This window comes from uncultured Metabacillus sp. (assembly GCF_947503125.1).
Classification (GTDB): Bacteria; Bacillota; Bacilli; order Bacillales; family Bacillaceae; genus Metabacillus.
Genome location: NZ_CANNCR010000052.1, coordinates 1 through 17696, shown reverse-complemented (window position 1 = coordinate 17696; position 17696 = coordinate 1). Strand labels below are relative to the sequence as shown.

The 17696-nt window shown below is 36.2% G+C and carries 18 protein-coding genes and 1 riboswitch; of the genes, 13 read left to right on the top strand and 5 right to left on the bottom strand.

Annotation, left to right across the window (positions count from 1 at the left end):
* Positions 1–195 precede the first annotated feature (195 nt).
* The 7 genes from Q1B07_RS21455 to Q1B07_RS21425 all read left to right on the top strand — a co-directional run bounded on the left by Q1B07_RS21455 (position 196) and on the right by Q1B07_RS21425 (position 6384).
* Complete coding sequence (locus Q1B07_RS21455; RefSeq protein WP_299093951.1) at positions 196–1341, top strand: extracellular solute-binding protein; 1146 nt, start codon at positions 196–198, stop codon at positions 1339–1341.
* Between the two features lie 234 nt (positions 1342–1575).
* A complete protein-coding gene (locus Q1B07_RS21450) occupies positions 1576–2187 on the top strand; it encodes an AraC family transcriptional regulator (protein WP_299093953.1) in 612 nt (203 codons plus the stop codon).
* A 239-nt stretch (positions 2188–2426) separates the two neighbouring features.
* Positions 2427–3281 (top strand): extracellular solute-binding protein, encoded by an 855-nt coding sequence (locus Q1B07_RS21445; protein WP_299093955.1) that lies wholly within the window; start codon positions 2427–2429, stop codon positions 3279–3281.
* 66 nt (positions 3282–3347) lie between these two features.
* The gene (locus Q1B07_RS21440) at positions 3348–4292 is read left to right on the top strand and encodes a carbohydrate ABC transporter permease (protein ID WP_299093957.1); all 945 of its coding nucleotides are present in this window, start codon (positions 3348–3350) and stop codon (positions 4290–4292) included.
* Entirely contained in the window at positions 4289–4462 is a 174-nt protein-coding gene (locus tag Q1B07_RS21435; protein ID WP_299093959.1) for a hypothetical protein, read from the top strand. The genes Q1B07_RS21440 and Q1B07_RS21435 overlap by 4 nt, the downstream gene beginning before the upstream one ends.
* A gap of 20 nt (positions 4463–4482) precedes the next feature.
* Positions 4483–5130: a carbohydrate ABC transporter permease gene (locus Q1B07_RS21430; protein WP_299093961.1), complete on the top strand. Its 648-nt coding sequence runs from the start codon at positions 4483–4485 to the stop codon at positions 5128–5130.
* A gap of 9 nt (positions 5131–5139) precedes the next feature.
* Complete coding sequence (locus Q1B07_RS21425; RefSeq protein ID WP_299833607.1) at positions 5140–6384, top strand: glycoside hydrolase family 32 protein; 1245 nt, start codon at positions 5140–5142, stop codon at positions 6382–6384.
* Between the two features lie 180 nt (positions 6385–6564).
* Here the strand turns inward: Q1B07_RS21425 and guaC are convergent, their stop codons facing one another.
* Positions 6565–7548, bottom strand: coding sequence for a GMP reductase (gene guaC / locus Q1B07_RS21420; protein WP_299093963.1), 984 nt, complete (start codon positions 7546–7548; stop codon positions 6565–6567).
* 200 nt (positions 7549–7748) lie between these two features.
* Positions 7749–8564 carry a helix-turn-helix domain-containing protein gene (locus tag Q1B07_RS21415; protein ID WP_299093965.1) on the bottom strand — a complete coding sequence of 272 codons (816 nt, stop codon included), beginning with the start codon at positions 8562–8564 and terminating at the stop codon, positions 7749–7751.
* A gap of 145 nt (positions 8565–8709) precedes the next feature.
* Here Q1B07_RS21415 and Q1B07_RS21410 point away from each other — a divergent pair, with 145 nt between their 5' ends.
* A complete protein-coding gene (locus Q1B07_RS21410; RefSeq protein WP_299093967.1) occupies positions 8710–9525 on the top strand; it encodes a phytanoyl-CoA dioxygenase family protein in 816 nt (271 codons plus the stop codon).
* Positions 9526–9558: 33 nt separating this feature from the next.
* On the opposite strand, the gene Q1B07_RS21405 is transcribed toward Q1B07_RS21410, so the two are convergent.
* The 3 genes from Q1B07_RS21405 to Q1B07_RS21395 all read right to left on the bottom strand — a co-directional run bounded on the left by Q1B07_RS21405 (position 9559) and on the right by Q1B07_RS21395 (position 12365).
* Positions 9559–10248, bottom strand: a complete 690-nt coding sequence (locus Q1B07_RS21405; RefSeq protein WP_299093969.1) for a glycerol acyltransferase — start codon at positions 10246–10248, stop codon at positions 9559–9561.
* Positions 10238–11350, bottom strand: a complete 1113-nt coding sequence (locus tag Q1B07_RS21400; RefSeq protein WP_299093971.1) for a glycosyltransferase — start codon at positions 11348–11350, stop codon at positions 10238–10240. The genes Q1B07_RS21405 and Q1B07_RS21400 overlap by 11 nt, the downstream gene beginning before the upstream one ends.
* Before the next feature lie 166 nt (positions 11351–11516).
* Positions 11517–12365 carry an AraC family transcriptional regulator gene (locus Q1B07_RS21395; protein ID WP_299093973.1) on the bottom strand — a complete coding sequence of 283 codons (849 nt, stop codon included), beginning with the start codon at positions 12363–12365 and terminating at the stop codon, positions 11517–11519.
* 257 nt (positions 12366–12622) lie between these two features.
* On the opposite strand from Q1B07_RS21395, the gene Q1B07_RS21390 reads away from it, so the two are divergent.
* The 5 genes from Q1B07_RS21390 to Q1B07_RS21370 all read left to right on the top strand — a co-directional run bounded on the left by Q1B07_RS21390 (position 12623) and on the right by Q1B07_RS21370 (position 17333).
* Positions 12623–13879, top strand: a complete 1257-nt coding sequence (locus Q1B07_RS21390; RefSeq protein ID WP_299093975.1) for an extracellular solute-binding protein — start codon at positions 12623–12625, stop codon at positions 13877–13879.
* Positions 13880–14048: 169 nt separating this feature from the next.
* Positions 14049–14930, top strand: a complete 882-nt coding sequence (locus tag Q1B07_RS21385) for a carbohydrate ABC transporter permease (RefSeq protein WP_299093982.1) — start codon at positions 14049–14051, stop codon at positions 14928–14930.
* A 21-nt stretch (positions 14931–14951) separates the two neighbouring features.
* On the top strand, positions 14952–15785 hold the full coding sequence (locus Q1B07_RS21380; RefSeq protein WP_299093976.1) for a carbohydrate ABC transporter permease: 834 nt from the start codon (positions 14952–14954) through the stop codon (positions 15783–15785).
* A gap of 160 nt (positions 15786–15945) precedes the next feature.
* On the top strand, positions 15946–16722 hold the full coding sequence (locus Q1B07_RS21375) for a TIM barrel protein (RefSeq protein ID WP_299093978.1): 777 nt from the start codon (positions 15946–15948) through the stop codon (positions 16720–16722).
* Between the two features lie 203 nt (positions 16723–16925).
* Positions 16926–17333: a DUF4395 domain-containing protein gene (locus Q1B07_RS21370; RefSeq protein ID WP_299093980.1), complete on the top strand. Its 408-nt coding sequence runs from the start codon at positions 16926–16928 to the stop codon at positions 17331–17333.
* Between the two features lie 81 nt (positions 17334–17414).
* Positions 17415–17520, top strand: a riboswitch (TPP riboswitch).
* The last annotated feature ends 176 nt before the right edge of the window (positions 17521–17696 follow it).

The following is a 17696-nucleotide window of genomic DNA, read 5'->3' as shown; positions in this document are numbered from 1 at the left end:
CGGTTGTTTGAAATCACTTGTACTATAAAAAGCTTTCATTTCCTTTTTTAAGGATTGAAGCTTTTTTTGGTTTAGTAGTTTAAAATGATTTAATCGCCTTAGAGACGACTATATTTTCTGAATTTTCAGTTTACATTAAATGTAGAAACAGTATTGTTTTAACAAATATTTATTTTGCTTTTTGAGAGGAGACTTATGAAAATTCTTTTTTGTTTAATCCACTTGACTATTTTTCTATTATTAGCTGGATGTAATGATAGCGTTTTAGAAGGATCGATAAGTAAAAAGGAAAAAATAACACTTGAATTTTTTTCACACAAAACGGAAACAGAACGAATCTTTGAGGAGTTAATACAGGAGTTTGAGAAACTCAATCCTGGTATCGATGTTAATCAGGTGATTATTCCTGAAGGAATGACCGTGTTAAAAACAAGAATTGCAAGAGGGGATACACCGGATATTTTTATTACCTATCCAATTGAACAAGATTATATCATTCGGGCGGAAAAAGGATATTTGCTTGAATTAACAAATGAACCATTCCTAAAAAATATCCAACCAATTATTCAAAATCGTTATCTTGTTAACGGCAAGATGTACGGTGTTGCATTAACCCAGAATGCAGTTGGTGTCCTTTATAATAAGGATCATTTTCAAGAATTAGGTCTGCCAATTCCGGAAACATGGGATACATTTGTACGTACTTTAGAAGAATTAAGATCTAAAGGAAAAACAGCCATATTAATGCCAAATAAAGAAGCAAATCGTTCTAGTATATTTAATCTGAACTTTGTAGCTAACGAATTTAATAGTAGTTATTGGGAAAAAGATGAGTTTTCCATTAGTAATGATAAAAAGTGGAGAGAAGTATCTGAGAAAATTGTTACAGTCCTTTCATATGTCCAACCAGACTCTTTCCGGGATGATTATTATACCGTAACATTAAGTGCTGTAGATCGTAACCTATTAGCGGCAGTTTATGAAGTGGATTCCTTTTCTGACTATGTTATTTCTTCAAGTGAGATTCAATCCTATTTAAGTACCAACGTAATTGTAAAAAATCTAACACAAATCATAGATTGGCAAGGATTAGATTGTGAAATAATTGGAACTGCTCATAATGGACAAGAAGCATTGGAAATGATGGAAATTCACCAAGTTGATCTATTATTAACTGATATCTCAATGCCGGGCATTACTGGCATTGAATTATTGAAGAAAATAAACAGCATGCATCATAAACCAATTGTCATTTTAATCAGCGGCTATAATGATTTTGAATATGCTATACAAGGACTTAAACATAATGCCTGGGATTATATCTTAAAACCAATTGATTAAGAAGAATTACAAACATGTATCGAAAGAGCGATTGATAAATTAACAAAACAAAAATTAAATGAGTATGAGCATGAAAAATATAGTATCTATGAATTAATCACAACAGGGGAAATTGATTCCCGAGTAATCAATAAACAGCTTTCCTATTTTTCCATGATTGTGAAAACCAAGACGAACAATATGGAATCTATTATTCTTAGAAATAAAGGTCCATATTTGAATGAGAATACAAAGTTGTTTGTTTACAAAATGTCGGACGAAATCGTTATTGTAGTGGTAGAATTAGCAAATTGCTTGAGAGACCAGATAAACACCATTAGTGATCATTTTGCACAGCATCTATTAAATGAGGTTCCCGAAAAATGTGTATTAGCTATTGGTAAAACTGTTGATTGTTTATTTGACATTAAACATTCTGTCTATCATGCGAAAGAATTGATGAAATATGAAAACTTTATAAGTGGAAAAATTATTACGGCAGAACGGGTAAAAGAGGAAACAAAGACAAAACAGTCAGCTGTAGACCTGATGGACGAAGCACTGACATATATTAAAGACCATTTTCAGAAAGATTTGGGTATGGAACAAGTTGCTGAAAAAGTAGGGGTGAGTGTTAGTTATTTTAGTCTTCTCTTTAAACAAAGAACAGGTAGTACGTTTCTTGATTATTTAACAAATTTAAGAATGGATTACGCATGTCTATTCTTAGAAAACTCGGATTTAAAAACCTATGAAATTGCTGAAAAGGTCGGATATACTGATCAACGCTATTTTAGCCAAGTATTTAAAAAGAAAATGAAAAAAACACCGAGTGAATATCGAAAAATGATAAATAGTAAGCAATAATAAGCGGTTGACTCAAAAAGGGTTTGCCCTCTTATAAACTTCCAATATATAGTTCCTTGGTTAAGGTTGTATATTTTGGGGTTGAGGGGTCTGACCTATTGTGAGTGAACCTCTTTTTTTATTTTAATAGTAGCAAAATTTAAACATTAATGAGAGGATTACCACATTTTGAAAACGTTTTAAGTCGATTATGATTTACTTGTGAAAGCGTTTTAAAAGAGTGAAAGAGGGGGAAAACAATGAAAAAATTAATCTTGTTAGTTCTAGTGTTAGTTTTATCTGTATCATTAGTCGCTTGTAATTCGATTCAGTCGAATACAAATGACAAAATTGTCATTTGGACACAAGCTGCAGCTGACCACCCGGAAGGAAAAATGTTTGCAAAGCGAGTAGAGCAATATAATAAAGAGAATCCAGACAAACCACAGGTTGTCATTGAAAATATTACAAGAGCAGGTGCTGGGTCGGGTTATATTGATAAATTAAATGCAGCTATTACTGCCAACGACATGCCTGATATTTTCACACTTGACGGCCCGGATGTGGCGGCATACGTCCACTCTGGCAAGACTGCATTGGCGATTGCAGGGTTCTGGTATGTTAACGAAATTGTAAACAATTATCCTAACTTAAAATTTAAAACGGTTCGTTATCCGAAAATGAATGAGAACTACGATGGATTATATACGCCATCAGGTAGCTGGGCATTTGTTAGAAACGGACAAATTGAAGATAAAGAGCGTTTGAAGCAAGTGGTTGAGGTTATGGAATATTTAACCAATGATGAAGCGGCTGAAGAATATTATCAAGCAGATGGTTCGATTCCAGGAAGAATGAATACAATCGATGTAATTGATACAAATACTGATAATGAATACTATAATGAGGCTTGGACTGTATTGAAGTATCAAGTTGAAAATACAAATAGGGCCCGTCCGATATCACCAGGATACCCATATTTATCTAAATCGTTTGCAAAAGATGTCCTCTTAAAGATTGTACAAAATAAAACAACAGATGCGGAAACGATCAAGCAATATTTAGATGATGCCACCGAAAAAATAGATAAAGAGTTTGAGAAATATAGAAAATAGTCTGTTTGATCGAGAGGTGAGGCTTTTGGCCTCACCTATTATATAAAGGAGAAAGGATGTGGACCGGTGAGAAATCTAAATTATAAGAAATATGTAAAAGTGAGAAATCTAACTGAACACTATAGACAAAGCGAACACTATAAAAGAAGCGATACTTTATCCGCAATTGGATTTTTAACGCCTGCAATGGTGTTAGCGATCCTGTTTATTGTACTACCTATCATATTAGCTTTTACGTATGGGTTTACTGATTATTATTTATTAAAGCCTAACGAAAAACAATTTATTGGTCTAGAAAACTTTAAACGAATGCTGACAGATGAAATATTAATTAAAAGCTTTTACAACACGATGAAATTCGTCCTGTTCGTCGTTCCCCTTCAATTATCAATGGCTCTTGGCCTGGCATTGATCGTGAACAAAAAGATTAAGGGAAACAGCTTTTTTAGAACTGCCTATTTTTCTCCAGCAGTATTGTCTTTAGTTGTTATATCCATTCTTTGGACTGTTATGCTAAATCCTACATCGGGATTAATTAATTCGATTTTGGCGAATGTTGGTTTACCGAAACAGCCATTTTTAACTAGCCCTGATCAAGCCATGCTTACGATTGTAGCGATATCTGCTTGGTCTGGTTGTGGATATCAAATGATGATTTTCTTAGCGGGATTAAAAAATATAGACCAGAGTATGTATGAAGCAGCAGATATCGACGGAGCAAATTCGCTGCATAAGTTTTTGTATATTACTCTTCCTGCGTTAAAACCTATCATGATGTTTCTTGTGATTACAACGACCATTCAAGCCTTTAAACTGATTGTACAACCGATGGTCATGACTGGTGGGGGACCTGACTATTCAACGATGACAATCCTGCAATACATTTATGAGTACGGTTTCCGTCATCGAAATATTGGGTATGCAAGTGCGATTACCTTAATGTTTACGGTGTTCTTGGTCGTTGTATCTATAGGAATTAAAAAATTATTTAGGGAGGAGAGAGAAGCGTGAAGAAAGTAAAGAAAGCCTTATTTTACGTGTTGGCGATTGTGTTTGCGCTGCAATTCCTTGTACCTCTCATTTGGATGATACTTTCATCATTTAAAATTGATGAGGTAATCTACAAGGATGTCGGTACAATCTTTTCAATCGTTCCGAATTTTTCAGACTTAACACTTTAACACTGAAATCCTATACTGAATTGCTTGGCTTCTACAATATTTTTGGGAATTTATTAAATAGTTTAATTTATGCATCCGTCACTGTTGTTTTCGGGTTAACGATAAACTCGTTAGCAGGGTATGCCTTAGCCAGATTTGTCTTTCCATTTAAAGACGGAATTTTAATATTTATCATAGCCCTCATGATTGTCCCAATTGAGGCGACCATTCTTCCTTTATTTTTAGTCGTAAATGAAATGGGGATGATCAATACAGTTCCAGGATACGTAATACCGTTTTTTGTTAATGTCATGAATATATTTTTATTCAGGCAGCATTTTCTATCGTTTCCAGGTGAGTTGATTGAATCGGCAAAGATTGATGGATTGGGTGAGGTCGGATGTTTCTTTCGCATCGTTGTTCCATCGAGTTTAAATATGTATGTTACTGTAGGAATATTAACGTTTTTAGAGTCTTGGAATGATTTCCTATGGCCTGTAATGGCACTTTCAAATGAAAATTTAATGCCGATTCAAGTGGCATTGAATGCAATTTTTAGTGACACCTATAATATTTTTACAAGCCATATTATGGCTGCACTAACCATTGTGACCATTCCAATCGTCATTATCTATATTGTCTTTCAAAAATACATTGTTGAAGGATCAGTTCGAAGTGGTATTAAATAAGAGAGGTGCATGATGAATAGATTACAAAAAGCAAACGAGTATATTCAAAAAAATAAAGAAAAGGTATGTTTTTCGGGTAGTGCCATTGAAAAGGATGGAAAACTTTATTTGATGTACACAGGTCACATTGACCCTAATATGGGGTTTGATCGGGATGAAACTCAAATCATTGAGCGTCAATGTATTGCTTCTTCCGATGATGGCATCCAATTTGAAAAGTACCAGCAAAACCCTGTTATTGGTGAAAAAGAATTACCTGAAGGATATCTGATTTGTGATTTCAGAGACCCAAAAGTGATGCAGGTAAATGGGGTATATTACTGTGTTTTGGCAGTAAGAAACAAACAAAGACGCGGGGAAATTATCATGTTCAAGTCAAGTAATCTACTAGATTGGACCTTTCATTCTTCCATTTATCAAGCGAAATTTGAAGAAAATACTCTTTTAGAATGCCCTGATTTGTTTCGTATAGGCAATAAGGATGTATTACTCTTCTCAGTGATGCCTTGTGACCCCGAATTTCAGGAGGAAGTTAATCATAAAACTGTTTATGTCATCGGGGAAATGGATTATATAAATGGGACATTTACATCAGAAAGTGATGGTCTCCTTGATTACGGCCAAACCTTTTATGCTCCCCAATCAACAGAAGGAAAAAACGGAGAACGACTACTAATTGGCTGGTTGCATCGCTGGCATCAAACGACACCTCCAAAAGATTTTGGATTTAATGGGATGATGTCCCTCCCAAGACGATTGACGATAGAGAAACATCAGTTAATTCAACAACCAGCAGTTAAACTAGATGAATATTTCACCCATTCTAGTTATTATGAACAAATTATGATAAATGCAAATGAAAAGTTAGATATTAATGGTGATCACACATGTTATTTAAAGATAATTTTTTCTCCTTCAAACACGAAGCGGTTTACTATAGAACTTAACAAAAGTGAAACGCAATCTACCCGAATAGTAGTCGATGTGGAGAACTTAAGGATTTCATTTGTGTCTGATTACGGCCATCAGAACCAAATCAACATCGATCATATTTGCGAAAATATAAATGAAGAAATGACGTTAGAATTTTTCATCGACCTCCATACCATAGAGTTGTTCATTAACTCTGGTGCGAAGATAGTAAGTTTTACAGCATATGATCCGGATAAAGGGAAAAATATTTCCATTCATGGGGAAGGTAAAACGGAACTCAAACAAGTTATTTTTAATACAGTTCGTTCGAATTTACGTTGATACCTAATGTAACTCCCATAAACGAATACCGTGTAGCGATGACCATTCCTAGTATCTTTCACTAAAAAAACATTCGAATACAAAATGTCAAATCTTATATACAAAAAATAGATGAGCAAGTACTTTACGTATTTTGCTCATCTAGCTGTAAAATATAAAATCAAGCATTCTTCAAAATCATTAGTAAACCTTATCACCATTAAAGATTGAATTCTTCACCACAACATAATCGACATGGCGTATGGCATCAAGATTTTTTCCTCCTGCATAGGAAATAGAGGATTGAAGGTCTTGCTCCATTTCGATTAATGTATCTTTTAAAGATCCTTTATGCTCTACATGCATTTTCTTTCCTTCGACATTTTTTCTCTCGCCTTTTTGGAATTCAGATGCTGAACCAAAGTATTCTTTATAAAGCTTGCCATCGATTTCAAAGGTTTGTCCTGGCGATTCTTCATGACCGGCAAATAATGAACCAATCATAACCATTGATGCCCCAAAGCGAATCGATTTTGCGATATCACCATGTGTACGGATGCCTCCGTCCGCAATAATTGGTTTTGTTGCAGCCTTTGCACACCAGCGCAGTGCAGCTAATTGCCAACCTCCTGTACCGAATCCTGTTTTAATTTTCGTGATGCAAACCTTACCTGGTCCGATCCCTACCTTTGTCGCATCTGCTCCTGCATTTTCTAATTCTCTAACAGCCTCAGGAGTTCCAACATTTCCGGCAATCACAAAGGTGTTTGGCAGATGTTTTTTTAGGTGCTGAATCATTTTAATTACAGCATTTGAATGACCATGAGCAATGTCAATCGTAATGAATTCTGGTGTAAGCTGTTCTTCAGCTAATTGTTCCACAAATCGATACTCATCTTCTTTGACACCAACACTAATCGAAGCGATCAAGCCACGCGATTTCATCTCTTTAATAAAGGAAACACGCTTTTCTGGTTCAAAACGATGCATTATATAAAAGTAACCGTTTTCCGCCAAGTAAACAGCGATGTTATCATCGATAATTGTCTGCATATTTGCTGGGACAACCGGAAGCTTGAATGTATGTCCTCCAAATGTTACAGATGTATCACACTCTGATCGGCTATTAACCACACATTTAGCCGGAATTAATTGAATATCTTCATAATCAAATACGTTTTCCAATTTGCACACCCCTAAATACGAATATTGAAATTGCTTTCACATTTTAATGTTCGTCCATCGGATAATTTACATCATTTTAATGAGTTTGTCAAAGATTTTATTTCAGCTTAAATGTGATATGTAATTTAAGAGGATGTCATGTTGTTTTTAATATGGTCTATTCCTTTACTATTTATTTGAGCAAAGATTATTTAGAAATATTAATCAGTTTCTTGCTTGCAATTTTTATAAATCCTTGGTGACATACCAAACCGTTTTCGAAACTGAACAGCAAAATGATTATAGTTTTCGAAACCAACCTCTGCAGCCGCTTCTGTTGCATTTCGGTCTGTGTACTTTAATAAAAGGGCTGCTTGATTCAGCCTCATTTGAATAAATGTTTCCATAATCGATTTTCCGGTGTTTTCCTTAAATAGATGGGAAAGTCGAGATGGAGAGAGCCCGACCTCTTTTGCAAGATCGTCAATTGTAATCACTTGATTCATTCGCTTTGACAGCAAATGGAGAATTTCTTCCACCCGAGGATCAAGGGAATGAGTATGTCTTTGAGCTACAAGTAAAAGAATTTCTTTTAATGAATTTTGACATAATTCATACCAATATTTATGTCTTTCCCGGTAGTCTTGGATAAGTCGATCGAAAGCATTATTAATACGAGTTCGAGCATACTCATTTTCAAAGGAAAGATTGATAAGCTTTTGGTCTGAAAGGTATTTTGCTTCAATAAGATCCGGTGAAAAATGAGCCCATAAAAAATGCCATTCCTTTCCCTTACTAGTTCCGTAGTGATGGGAAACTCCTGGTTTTAATAATGTAATGTCACCTTTTCTGCATGTAATCTGATCGTTTTCCGCGATAAAAAATCCCTCTCCATCGAGCGTAAATGTAATAAGCCAATCACTCATCCCCTTAGGGCGCACGGCTTGATAGGTATCTTTTACAAGAAAATGCCCTGCTATTAATACGCCTGGCTCCGGATAAATTTCATAATCTGTTGGAAAATCATGTTTTGGCATCTTACTCCCTCCTCATAATAATTATTTACCATACATTATAGCAGGATTGTAATAGTTTTTAGCTATATTGTTACTTCAACAATTACTCGCAACTTTATAAACTATTTGTAACAACCCGATAAAGGGGAAAGGGAGATGAGATTTGATGGTCGAAGGTTTAACAACCATTTCTGAAGAACAAAAGCAACAGTTTGAAAAAGAAGGATATTTAATAATGAAGGGAGTATTTAGCCAAGAGGAAATAGCAGAAATTAAAGAGACTTTTATGGAAATGAGCAAAAGTGCGATTCCTGGTTGCTTTGAACCTGTCATAGATGAACAATCAGAGAATGAGGATCCGCTAAAGCGCTATCCGCGAATGATGCATCCTCATCGTGTAAATGATGTGGCAATGAAATACATGCTTCATCCAAAGGTGATGACCATCTTAGCTGATTTATATGGTGAGCAAGCATTAGCTGCCCAAAGCATGTTTTATTTTAAACCGCCGCGTTCACGGGGCCAAGCGTTGCATCAGGATAATTTCTATTTAAAAGTTGAGCCGGGAACATGTATCGCAGCATGGACAGCTGTGGACAGGGCTGATGAAGAAAATGGAACATTGCTCGTTGTACCAAAGACAAATAACGATGAAATTTATTGTCCGGAATTAGCCGATGAAAAAGAATCCTTTACAAAGCATTTTGTTAAGGTGCCAAAGGGATTAAAAGCAGTACCCGCGATATTGGATAAAGGTGATGTTCTGTTTTTTAACGGGAATTTAATCCATGGCTCTTATCGAAATAAATCAAAGGATCGATTTAGGAGAGCATTTATTTGTCACTATGCAGGAGAATCAACGACTAAAATTGGCCATTATTACAGCCCATTATATCGGCAAAATGGCAGCAAGGTCGAGCCGGAAACGAATGCCGATTCAGGTCCATGCGGAACTGAATTTGATGCGCTTTATCCACATTAAACGTGCAGGGGATTAGTTGCTTAGTTTGCTCAACTAATCCCCAAATTCATTTGCGAGATCATTTAGCGTGTTTGAGATCTCTTGATACACTCTCTTTCGTTCCTGGTTAACATCTTCCCCATCTCTAAAGCAAATCTCATTACCCGCAATCAATAATTTTTTCTTTTTACTTATATATAGAGGGATAAAACATACATGCTCCCCTGTGGCTTGATAATAATATTTATCTAGCAAAAGATAGCCATCATACATCTCCTTTATTTGCGAAGAAGAATCTGTGTAATCAATGTCAGGGAAAATCACGATACTGTCACCTTTGCAAAGGGCTCCCACACTTTGATGAAAAGTGTGAACGATTTTTCTCGATCCTCGGTATACGGGGATGCCCTTGCCAGATTTTAAAAACGTTGTGATGGCAAAGGATAACGGTAACGCACATATTTTCGCGACATACTTGTTCCAACCGAATCTTTTCGTAAATGTATATTCAACATATTGTTTATAGCATGCCTCCTGATCAAGAAACACATGGAGGATCCATGCACGCAAGCATTTTGGGAACCAAAGCAAGATGATAAATGGTCCAAATAAATTTTGATGGTGTGCAACATAAACAACAGGCCGATTTAGTTCAAACGGAATGTGAATCCTATATTTTGGATAGACCAGCCGAATCAGTCCTTGAAAAAATCGAAAAACCTTTCCGTACTGACTACCCTTCATGATGATCTCCTAACGAAGACTGTTTTGCGACGTTTTTTTGATTGTTTTTAAAAACCCAATGAAGTTGAATTTCGTAGCTGGCGATGCCGAGGAGGATATCTGTAAAAATTTTTGCCATGATCACTGGAATCCCAATTGCTAAATTGGCTGATGTAATGAGAAGATAAGATGCGTAGATGAGACATAAGCATAATATATAATATTTGACCATTGAAAGGATGAAATGATTTCCAGCTTTAAAAACATACTTCCGGTTCATATAAAAATTGAATGATGAGGAGAGCATTCGGGAAACAAATGTCGCATAAAAAACCCTCGGTTCTAATTGCAGACCCTTTAAAAGGAAGCTGGAAAGCAAAATAAAACTGCCTATATTAATAATGCCTGAAAGGATAATGGCATATGAGTAATGGAGAAAACCAGAGATAAGCTTAATAAAAATCTTCATCGAATCTAGAAATGAGTTAAAATGTGATCCAGCATTATGATCAAAATAAATAGTTTGAATCGGAATTTCATAGAATGACAGATGCCTATTTTTCGCATGAATCAACATGTTAATTTCATATTCATACCGTTCTCCTTTAAGATTCATAACCCAAGGGAGATGGAGCTTAGAAATCCCTCTTAAGCCTGTTTGCGTATCCTTCAATTTATACCCATATAAAAGCTTAAAGACTAAACTTGTGAACTTGTTGCCAATCAAACTTCGATAGGGGACATTGGTGCCGGTAAAATTCCGAACACCAAGAATGAGTTCACCATTTTTGTTTTCAAGTGCTTTTGCCACTTTGCACACATCTTCTAATGAATGCTGACCATCAGCATCAGCAGTAACCACTCCTTGCAAATCCTGAAAATGGGTTAAAAAATAGGCAAAAGCGGTTTTTAATGCTCTTCCTTTTCCTTTATTTTTGTCATGAGTTAACACTGTGCAGCTTTTAAGTGTCTTTAATTGAGTAAAAATATACGTTAATTCATCTTTGCTTCCATCATTGACAACAATGATATGAGCAACGCCTGCTCCTAATAAAGATTGGACATATTCAACTAAGCTTTCTGCTGGATTAAGGACAGGGATTATTATTGCATATTTATCCATAATAATATCTCCTTTCATCACCACTATGCAATAAACTGAAAGCTAACTTTTTATCTTTTTATAATAAAGATTTTTTATGGTTTTCTTATAATGATATTCCCTTTCTATCGGTTACATTCCATATGCTTAGCTAAGGTTTTTGCCTCTGTTAATAGAACACAAGCTATTAACAATGGGCTTTCCGCTTATATTCCCCTGGTGACATTCCCATATTCTTTTTAAACAATCTCGTAAAATATCTTGTATCGATACCAAGTTCATCGGCTATCTCATTCAATGTGATATGCTTATTTCGTTCAATTAAGTCAACCGCATGCAAAATACGGAGGTTTTGTAAATATTGGTTTAAGGTGACGCCATAATATTGGCGAAACAATCGATTTAAATGCTGATGTGAGTAGCCTGAAGCCTTTGATACCTCTGATAATGAAATAGGTTGTGTATAATGCTCCTTTAAAATCGTTGTCACATGCTCAAGAACGGCTTCACTTGGATTTGAATGATCGACTTTTGGCGTATGAGTGGGAAAGAAGAGCGTCTGTTTTCTAAACTCTAATAGAAAAGAATAAAGTAATTCGGAAAGTTTCCATATTAGTTCAGGTCGATTATGTTCAGCTAATGTCCATATTTGTTCGGCTAGTTTCCACAGCAGCTCCAGCTCATTGATTGGTAAAACCTCACCGTTTTTTAATTCCATATTATCCAGCATCGTTGGAACACAAGTACCCCTTATTGAAATAAAGCCTACCAGCCATGGTTCATCCGATATTGGAAAATATTCATGTGGGATGCCTTCATAAATGATAAAGGCATGTTTTTTTTCTGCGACCCGGTCATGCTGCCCATTGATCCGGATTCTACCACTTCCGCTAAGTGTAATGAGCACTTGAGTTGCTGAAAAGCCCTTAGGTCTATGAAGGGCATTTTGGATGTTGGAACCCACTGTATAGAGCTGCAATGGGATTAGATCCTTATTTAACTGAGAGGTTACAAAACGGATTGGTAACTCATTCATGAGACAGCTTCCTTTCATGTTCAAATTGTCCAATCATATGTTCAATTACGCCCTTGATGCTTGGACAAGACTAATACTATTATAAATTTGACAAGCTTACAATTTAGGTTTAGCAGCTACCTAGAGACAGAGATTATATTTTTTTAAACCTAATTGAAAGCGGATACATATTGTTGCTGGTACTTTTCAAGGGGGTGAGTACTTAAAGCAGCTGACTTTGGGTCTCGTTTGTTATTACATGACAAGGGGTGTATGGGATGAAAAAAATAATCAGCTTTCTTTTAGTGTCAATACTAGTTTTTGCAATGACAGGCTGCAGTGGTTCCTCACAATCTAGTTCTGATGGTGATGGGAAGGTTACGTTAACCTTGTGGTACTGGAACCGTTCACTTGATGATGAGCTGCTCAAAAAGGTTGAAGAAGAATTTCCAAATATAGACCTTAAACCGCAAAAAATTGATGGAGCAGACTATAAAACGAAGCTGCAAACAACCTTAGCTGCAGGATCTGGTGCACCAGATATCGTTGCATTAAATGATTGGGCAAATGAATTTCTTCCTTACTCCGATCAATTTGTGAATCTACTAGATTATGGAGCAGATGAATTAAAAGATCAATATTTAGATTGGAAATGGAATTATACGTTAACACCGGATAAGAAAACATTAATTGCACTGCCGATCGATACAGGCCCAACCGCTTTATTCTATCGTGCAGATCTGTTTGAAAAAGCTGGCTTGCCGACAGAGCCTGCTGAGGTTTCCGCACAGCTCTCTACATGGGAGGACTATATAAAAGCCGGTGAAAAGCTGAAGACTGAAACAGGCGTGAAAATGTTCGATAGTATTAATCGTGTGTTTACTCAATATATCAGTCAAAGTGACAGCGTTTACTTCGATGAAAAAGACAATTTTATTGGCGATGGAGGAAATGTAAAAAAAGCATGGGATATGGCTATTTCCGTTCATGAAAAAGGCTTAGCCGCAAATTTGGTAGACGGAACTGAGTGGAATGCCGGCATGAATAATGGAGAGATTGCTTCGTTTATCGGTGCCGTATGGACAAAGAAAATCCTGGAGGAAGCAGCACCTGATACGTCAGGAAAATGGCGTGTTGCACGGGCTCCTGGTGGAGATGGAAATAATGGAGGTTCGTTCATCGGCATTACAAAAGCCTCTAAACACCCAGAAGAGGCATATGAAGTAATTAAATGGCTGATGAGTCCGGAAAACCAGCTGCAGGCATATACGACAATGGATTTATTTCCATCAACTCCTGGTGTATTCGATGATCCGAAAATGAGCAGCGAGGAACCGTTTTTTGGGAATCAAAACACAACGGAAATTTTTAGTCAATCTGCTGAAAATGTAAAACCGCGCTATTTTGGTCCGACTTACAGTACGGTGAATACGATGTTCCTTGATCAACTAACAAATGTGGCAAACCAAGATCTTGATCCAGATAAGGCTTGGGAAGAGGTATTGAAACAGGTCGAAAAAGAGCTTTCACGCTAATTAATAGAAAAAAGCAAAAAGTACTAGGTAAAATAGATACCCTGTTTCATCCTAGTACTTTTTGCTATAACGCAGACACTGGTCTTTAAGGAGGGATTTCATGAATAATGTTGCAAATACGAAAAAGGTTGCAAGCGTTCAACAATTAACACCATCTGAGAAGGGTAGCTTGTGGCGTGAAATCTATAAAAATCGAACACTTTATCTATTCATCTCCCCATTTTATCTATTATTTTTAATTTTTGGCTTATTCCCCATTTTATTTTCCTTATATTTGTCTTTTCACAAATGGGGCGGGCTTGGCGCAATGGAGTTTGTTGGATTTAAACAATTTACATATTTATTAACGGATACGGTGTTTTGGCAGTCTGTTGGAAATACCTTTGCGATTTGGTTTTTGTCAACCGTTCCGATGCTGTTCGGTGCACTAGTGATTGCCTTTTTACTGAATACGCCATTCTTGAAATTTAAAGGGTTTTACCGAACAGCGTTTTTTGTCACGAATGTCACATCCATTGTGGCAGTTACCATTATTTTTAAATCAATTTTTGGCGATAATTATGGGCTGCTAAACTATGTTTTGACAACGATTGGTCTGGAGCCATTGGAATGGCTCTCATCAGAATTCTTAATCAAGATTGTCATTGCTTCAATGGTCGTTTGGCGCTGGACTGGCTATAATGCAATCATTTATCTAGCAGGATTACAAGGAATTCCGAATTCATTATATGAGGCAGCGAAAATGGATGGAGCGAACCTCATGCAAATGTTTTTCCATATTACGATTCCTCTTTTAAGACCAATCATTCTCTTTACCGTGCTTATGACAACGATCGGTTCGATGCAGCTATTTACAGAACCGCAAGTTTTACTTGGAAATTCCGGGGGTGTTGGCGGGTCTGGATTGACAATCACATTATATATGTATAACCAGGCTTTCGGTGATAGTCAATATGGCTATGCTGCTGTTGTCTCCTGGGCGCTCTTTGTCATTATTGCTTTGTTTTCATTGCTAAATTGGAAAATTGTTCAGAAAACTGGAGCGAAGTAACGATCATGAGGAGGATTTTGTATGGATGGAAAGAATGCTGGAATTAAAAAAGTCATATTACATTTCTTCTTATTAATAGGTGTATTTATTTCGATATTTCCGTTTTACTGGCTGGCGGTCATGTCGACAAATAAGACAAGCGATATTCTAAGATTTCCGCCTAAGCTTGTCTTTGGTTCGGAACTGTTTACAAATATCAATAATGTTTTGCAAAATGTCGATTTCTTTAAATCCTTTGTAAACACGATCTTTGTTTCGACAACTCAAGCTCTCGCTATTTTATTCTTTTGTTCACTTGCAGGATTTACCTTTGCTAAATTTCAATTTCCTGGGAAAAAGTTTCTCTTTACCTCACTTTTGATTACGATGATGATTCCGTCTCAGCTATCGTTTGTTCCTTCATACATCATGATTTCAAAGATTGGCTGGGTCGACACCTTTCAGGCGTTAATTATTCCTGGATTAGCGAATGCATTCGGGATATTCTGGATCAAGCAATACTCAGAAGAAGCGATTCACGATAGCCTGCTTGATGCCGGCAGATTGGATGGCTGTAATAACTTTCGTTTATATTGGAACATCGCCTTGCCAATATTGAGGCCTGCATTAGCTTTTCTGGGAATTTTCTCATTCATCAGCATGTGGAATGATTATTTATGGCCGTTAGTCGTCTTAAATGATCCGACTAAACATACTTTACAGGTGACTTTATCTCAATTAAATGGGATTTATAACACAGATTATGGTATGGTCATGGCAGGAACTTTATTGGCGACTCTTCCATTGATTATCTTATTTATGTTTGTCAGCCGTCAGTTTATTTCAGGAATTGCAGCAGGTGCGATTAAAGATTAATCGATTGCTTAAGGTTGTTTAGTAGAGGATGAAGTCTTTATTAACGCTATTCACAACTTAACAGACAATCAAGAAGCCCTTATAACGCATGAAGTCACATTGGCTGAAAAAAATCAGCAGAAACTGTGCAGTCAATTATTTTGAAGGAGTTGTCACATACATGAAATACTCGCTATGCATTGGAGCCTATAAAGAGAAAGATGTGATTTACCATCTTGAAAAGGTGAAGGAACATGGATTTCATGGTCTGGAGTATTACGGCTGGTGGGATTTAGATCTAAAGCAGGTGGTAAGGGAACAAGAACGAATAGGTGTAGGAATTATTGCTACATGTACAAAGATTTTTAATTTAGTAGATGAAACGAGACGTGACGAATATCTAGCTGAATTAAAACAAACGATAGATGCCTGTAAAATACTTGGCACAAAATCAATTATTACCCAAACAGGGAATGTGATCGAAGGTGTTCCACGTGAAATTCAAAGGAACGCAATGGTTGAAACATTGAAACAATGTGCCCAGCTTTGCGAGGAGGCTGGCATCATATTAGAGGTAGAGCCATTAAACGGTCTTGTTGATCATCATGGACATTTTCTTCAATATTCAGATGAAGCGGCAGCTGTTATTGATCTGGTTAATAGTCCGAATGTTAAGCTTGTTTTTGACGTTTATCACCAACAGATCACAGAAGGCAATGTGATTCGCAATGCCACAAACTATATCGACCGGATCAACCATTACCATATTGCTGATAATCCAGGCCGCAAGCAGCCAGGAACAGGTGAATTGAATTATATAAACATCTTAAATGCGATCAAGGAAACAGGCTATGACGGATTTGTTGGTCTGGAATGTGGATATACAATTGATACTGACAAAGCATTGGAGGAGTTTAAACAGACGATTTTAAGGCATGTCGAGCCGTTAGCTGTGTAAGGTATTGATGTAAATGAAAAAATAATTATTATTAGTCTAAATCCTATAAAAAATGGGATTTGGAAAAAATCACCTTGTGCCTTAGCCAGGTCCTTATATTTAATAGGGACCTTTTTTTAGTTTTTTTTTTGAATTCTTTCATTGTTATAATAATAAATATATTGTTACACGACATATTTAATTTAATATAAGGAGGTATTAATATGAACATTCCTAAACCACTCGTTCAAACAAATCAGGCATTTATTGTTGTCACTGTTCTCTTTTCCCTTTTGTTTTATAGATGGTTATTATTTATTCCGTTTATCATTGGGGTTTTAACCCTTATTACAAAACGTAACTTTGTAATAATAATAGGGCAAAAATTCTTAAAAAAACCACATTCTCAATATGTACTAGAAGATCGTGATCAACAATTATTTAATCAATGGATAGCCACAGTATGTTTAGGTGTATCATTATTATCCTTTTATTTTGGTTACGAATTATTAGGCGTCATTTTTAGTATTATGGTTGCTTTAGCAGCAGGTATTGCATTAATGGGATTTTGTATTGGGTGTACGATTCGCTATCGCTATCTTATGTGGAAACATAGACGAAAAAAAGTTTGAATCTATTAAATAGAAAAAAGAATTGACAGTTTCTAAAGTTGTGATATGGTTAATGTCAGAGTGAAAAGTTAATAGTAGGTACCTATCCACTAGGGGAGCCCATTGAAAGGCTGAGATCAAAGTGACCTTTGAGACCCTAGAACCTGATCTGGGTGATGCCAGCGTAGGAAAGTGGAAGTGACGGGACATTTGTATGTTCTTTTAGTTATTAAAATGAATTCCAAACCACTTTCTTTACGTATGAAAAAAGTGGTTTTTTCATTTTTATGGTCCTGTCATTTATTCTAGGAGCCATTCCTGTAATGAAGAAATTTGAGGATTGAAACAAAAAGAGCCCTCTTGGTATAGTACGAGGTGTCCGCA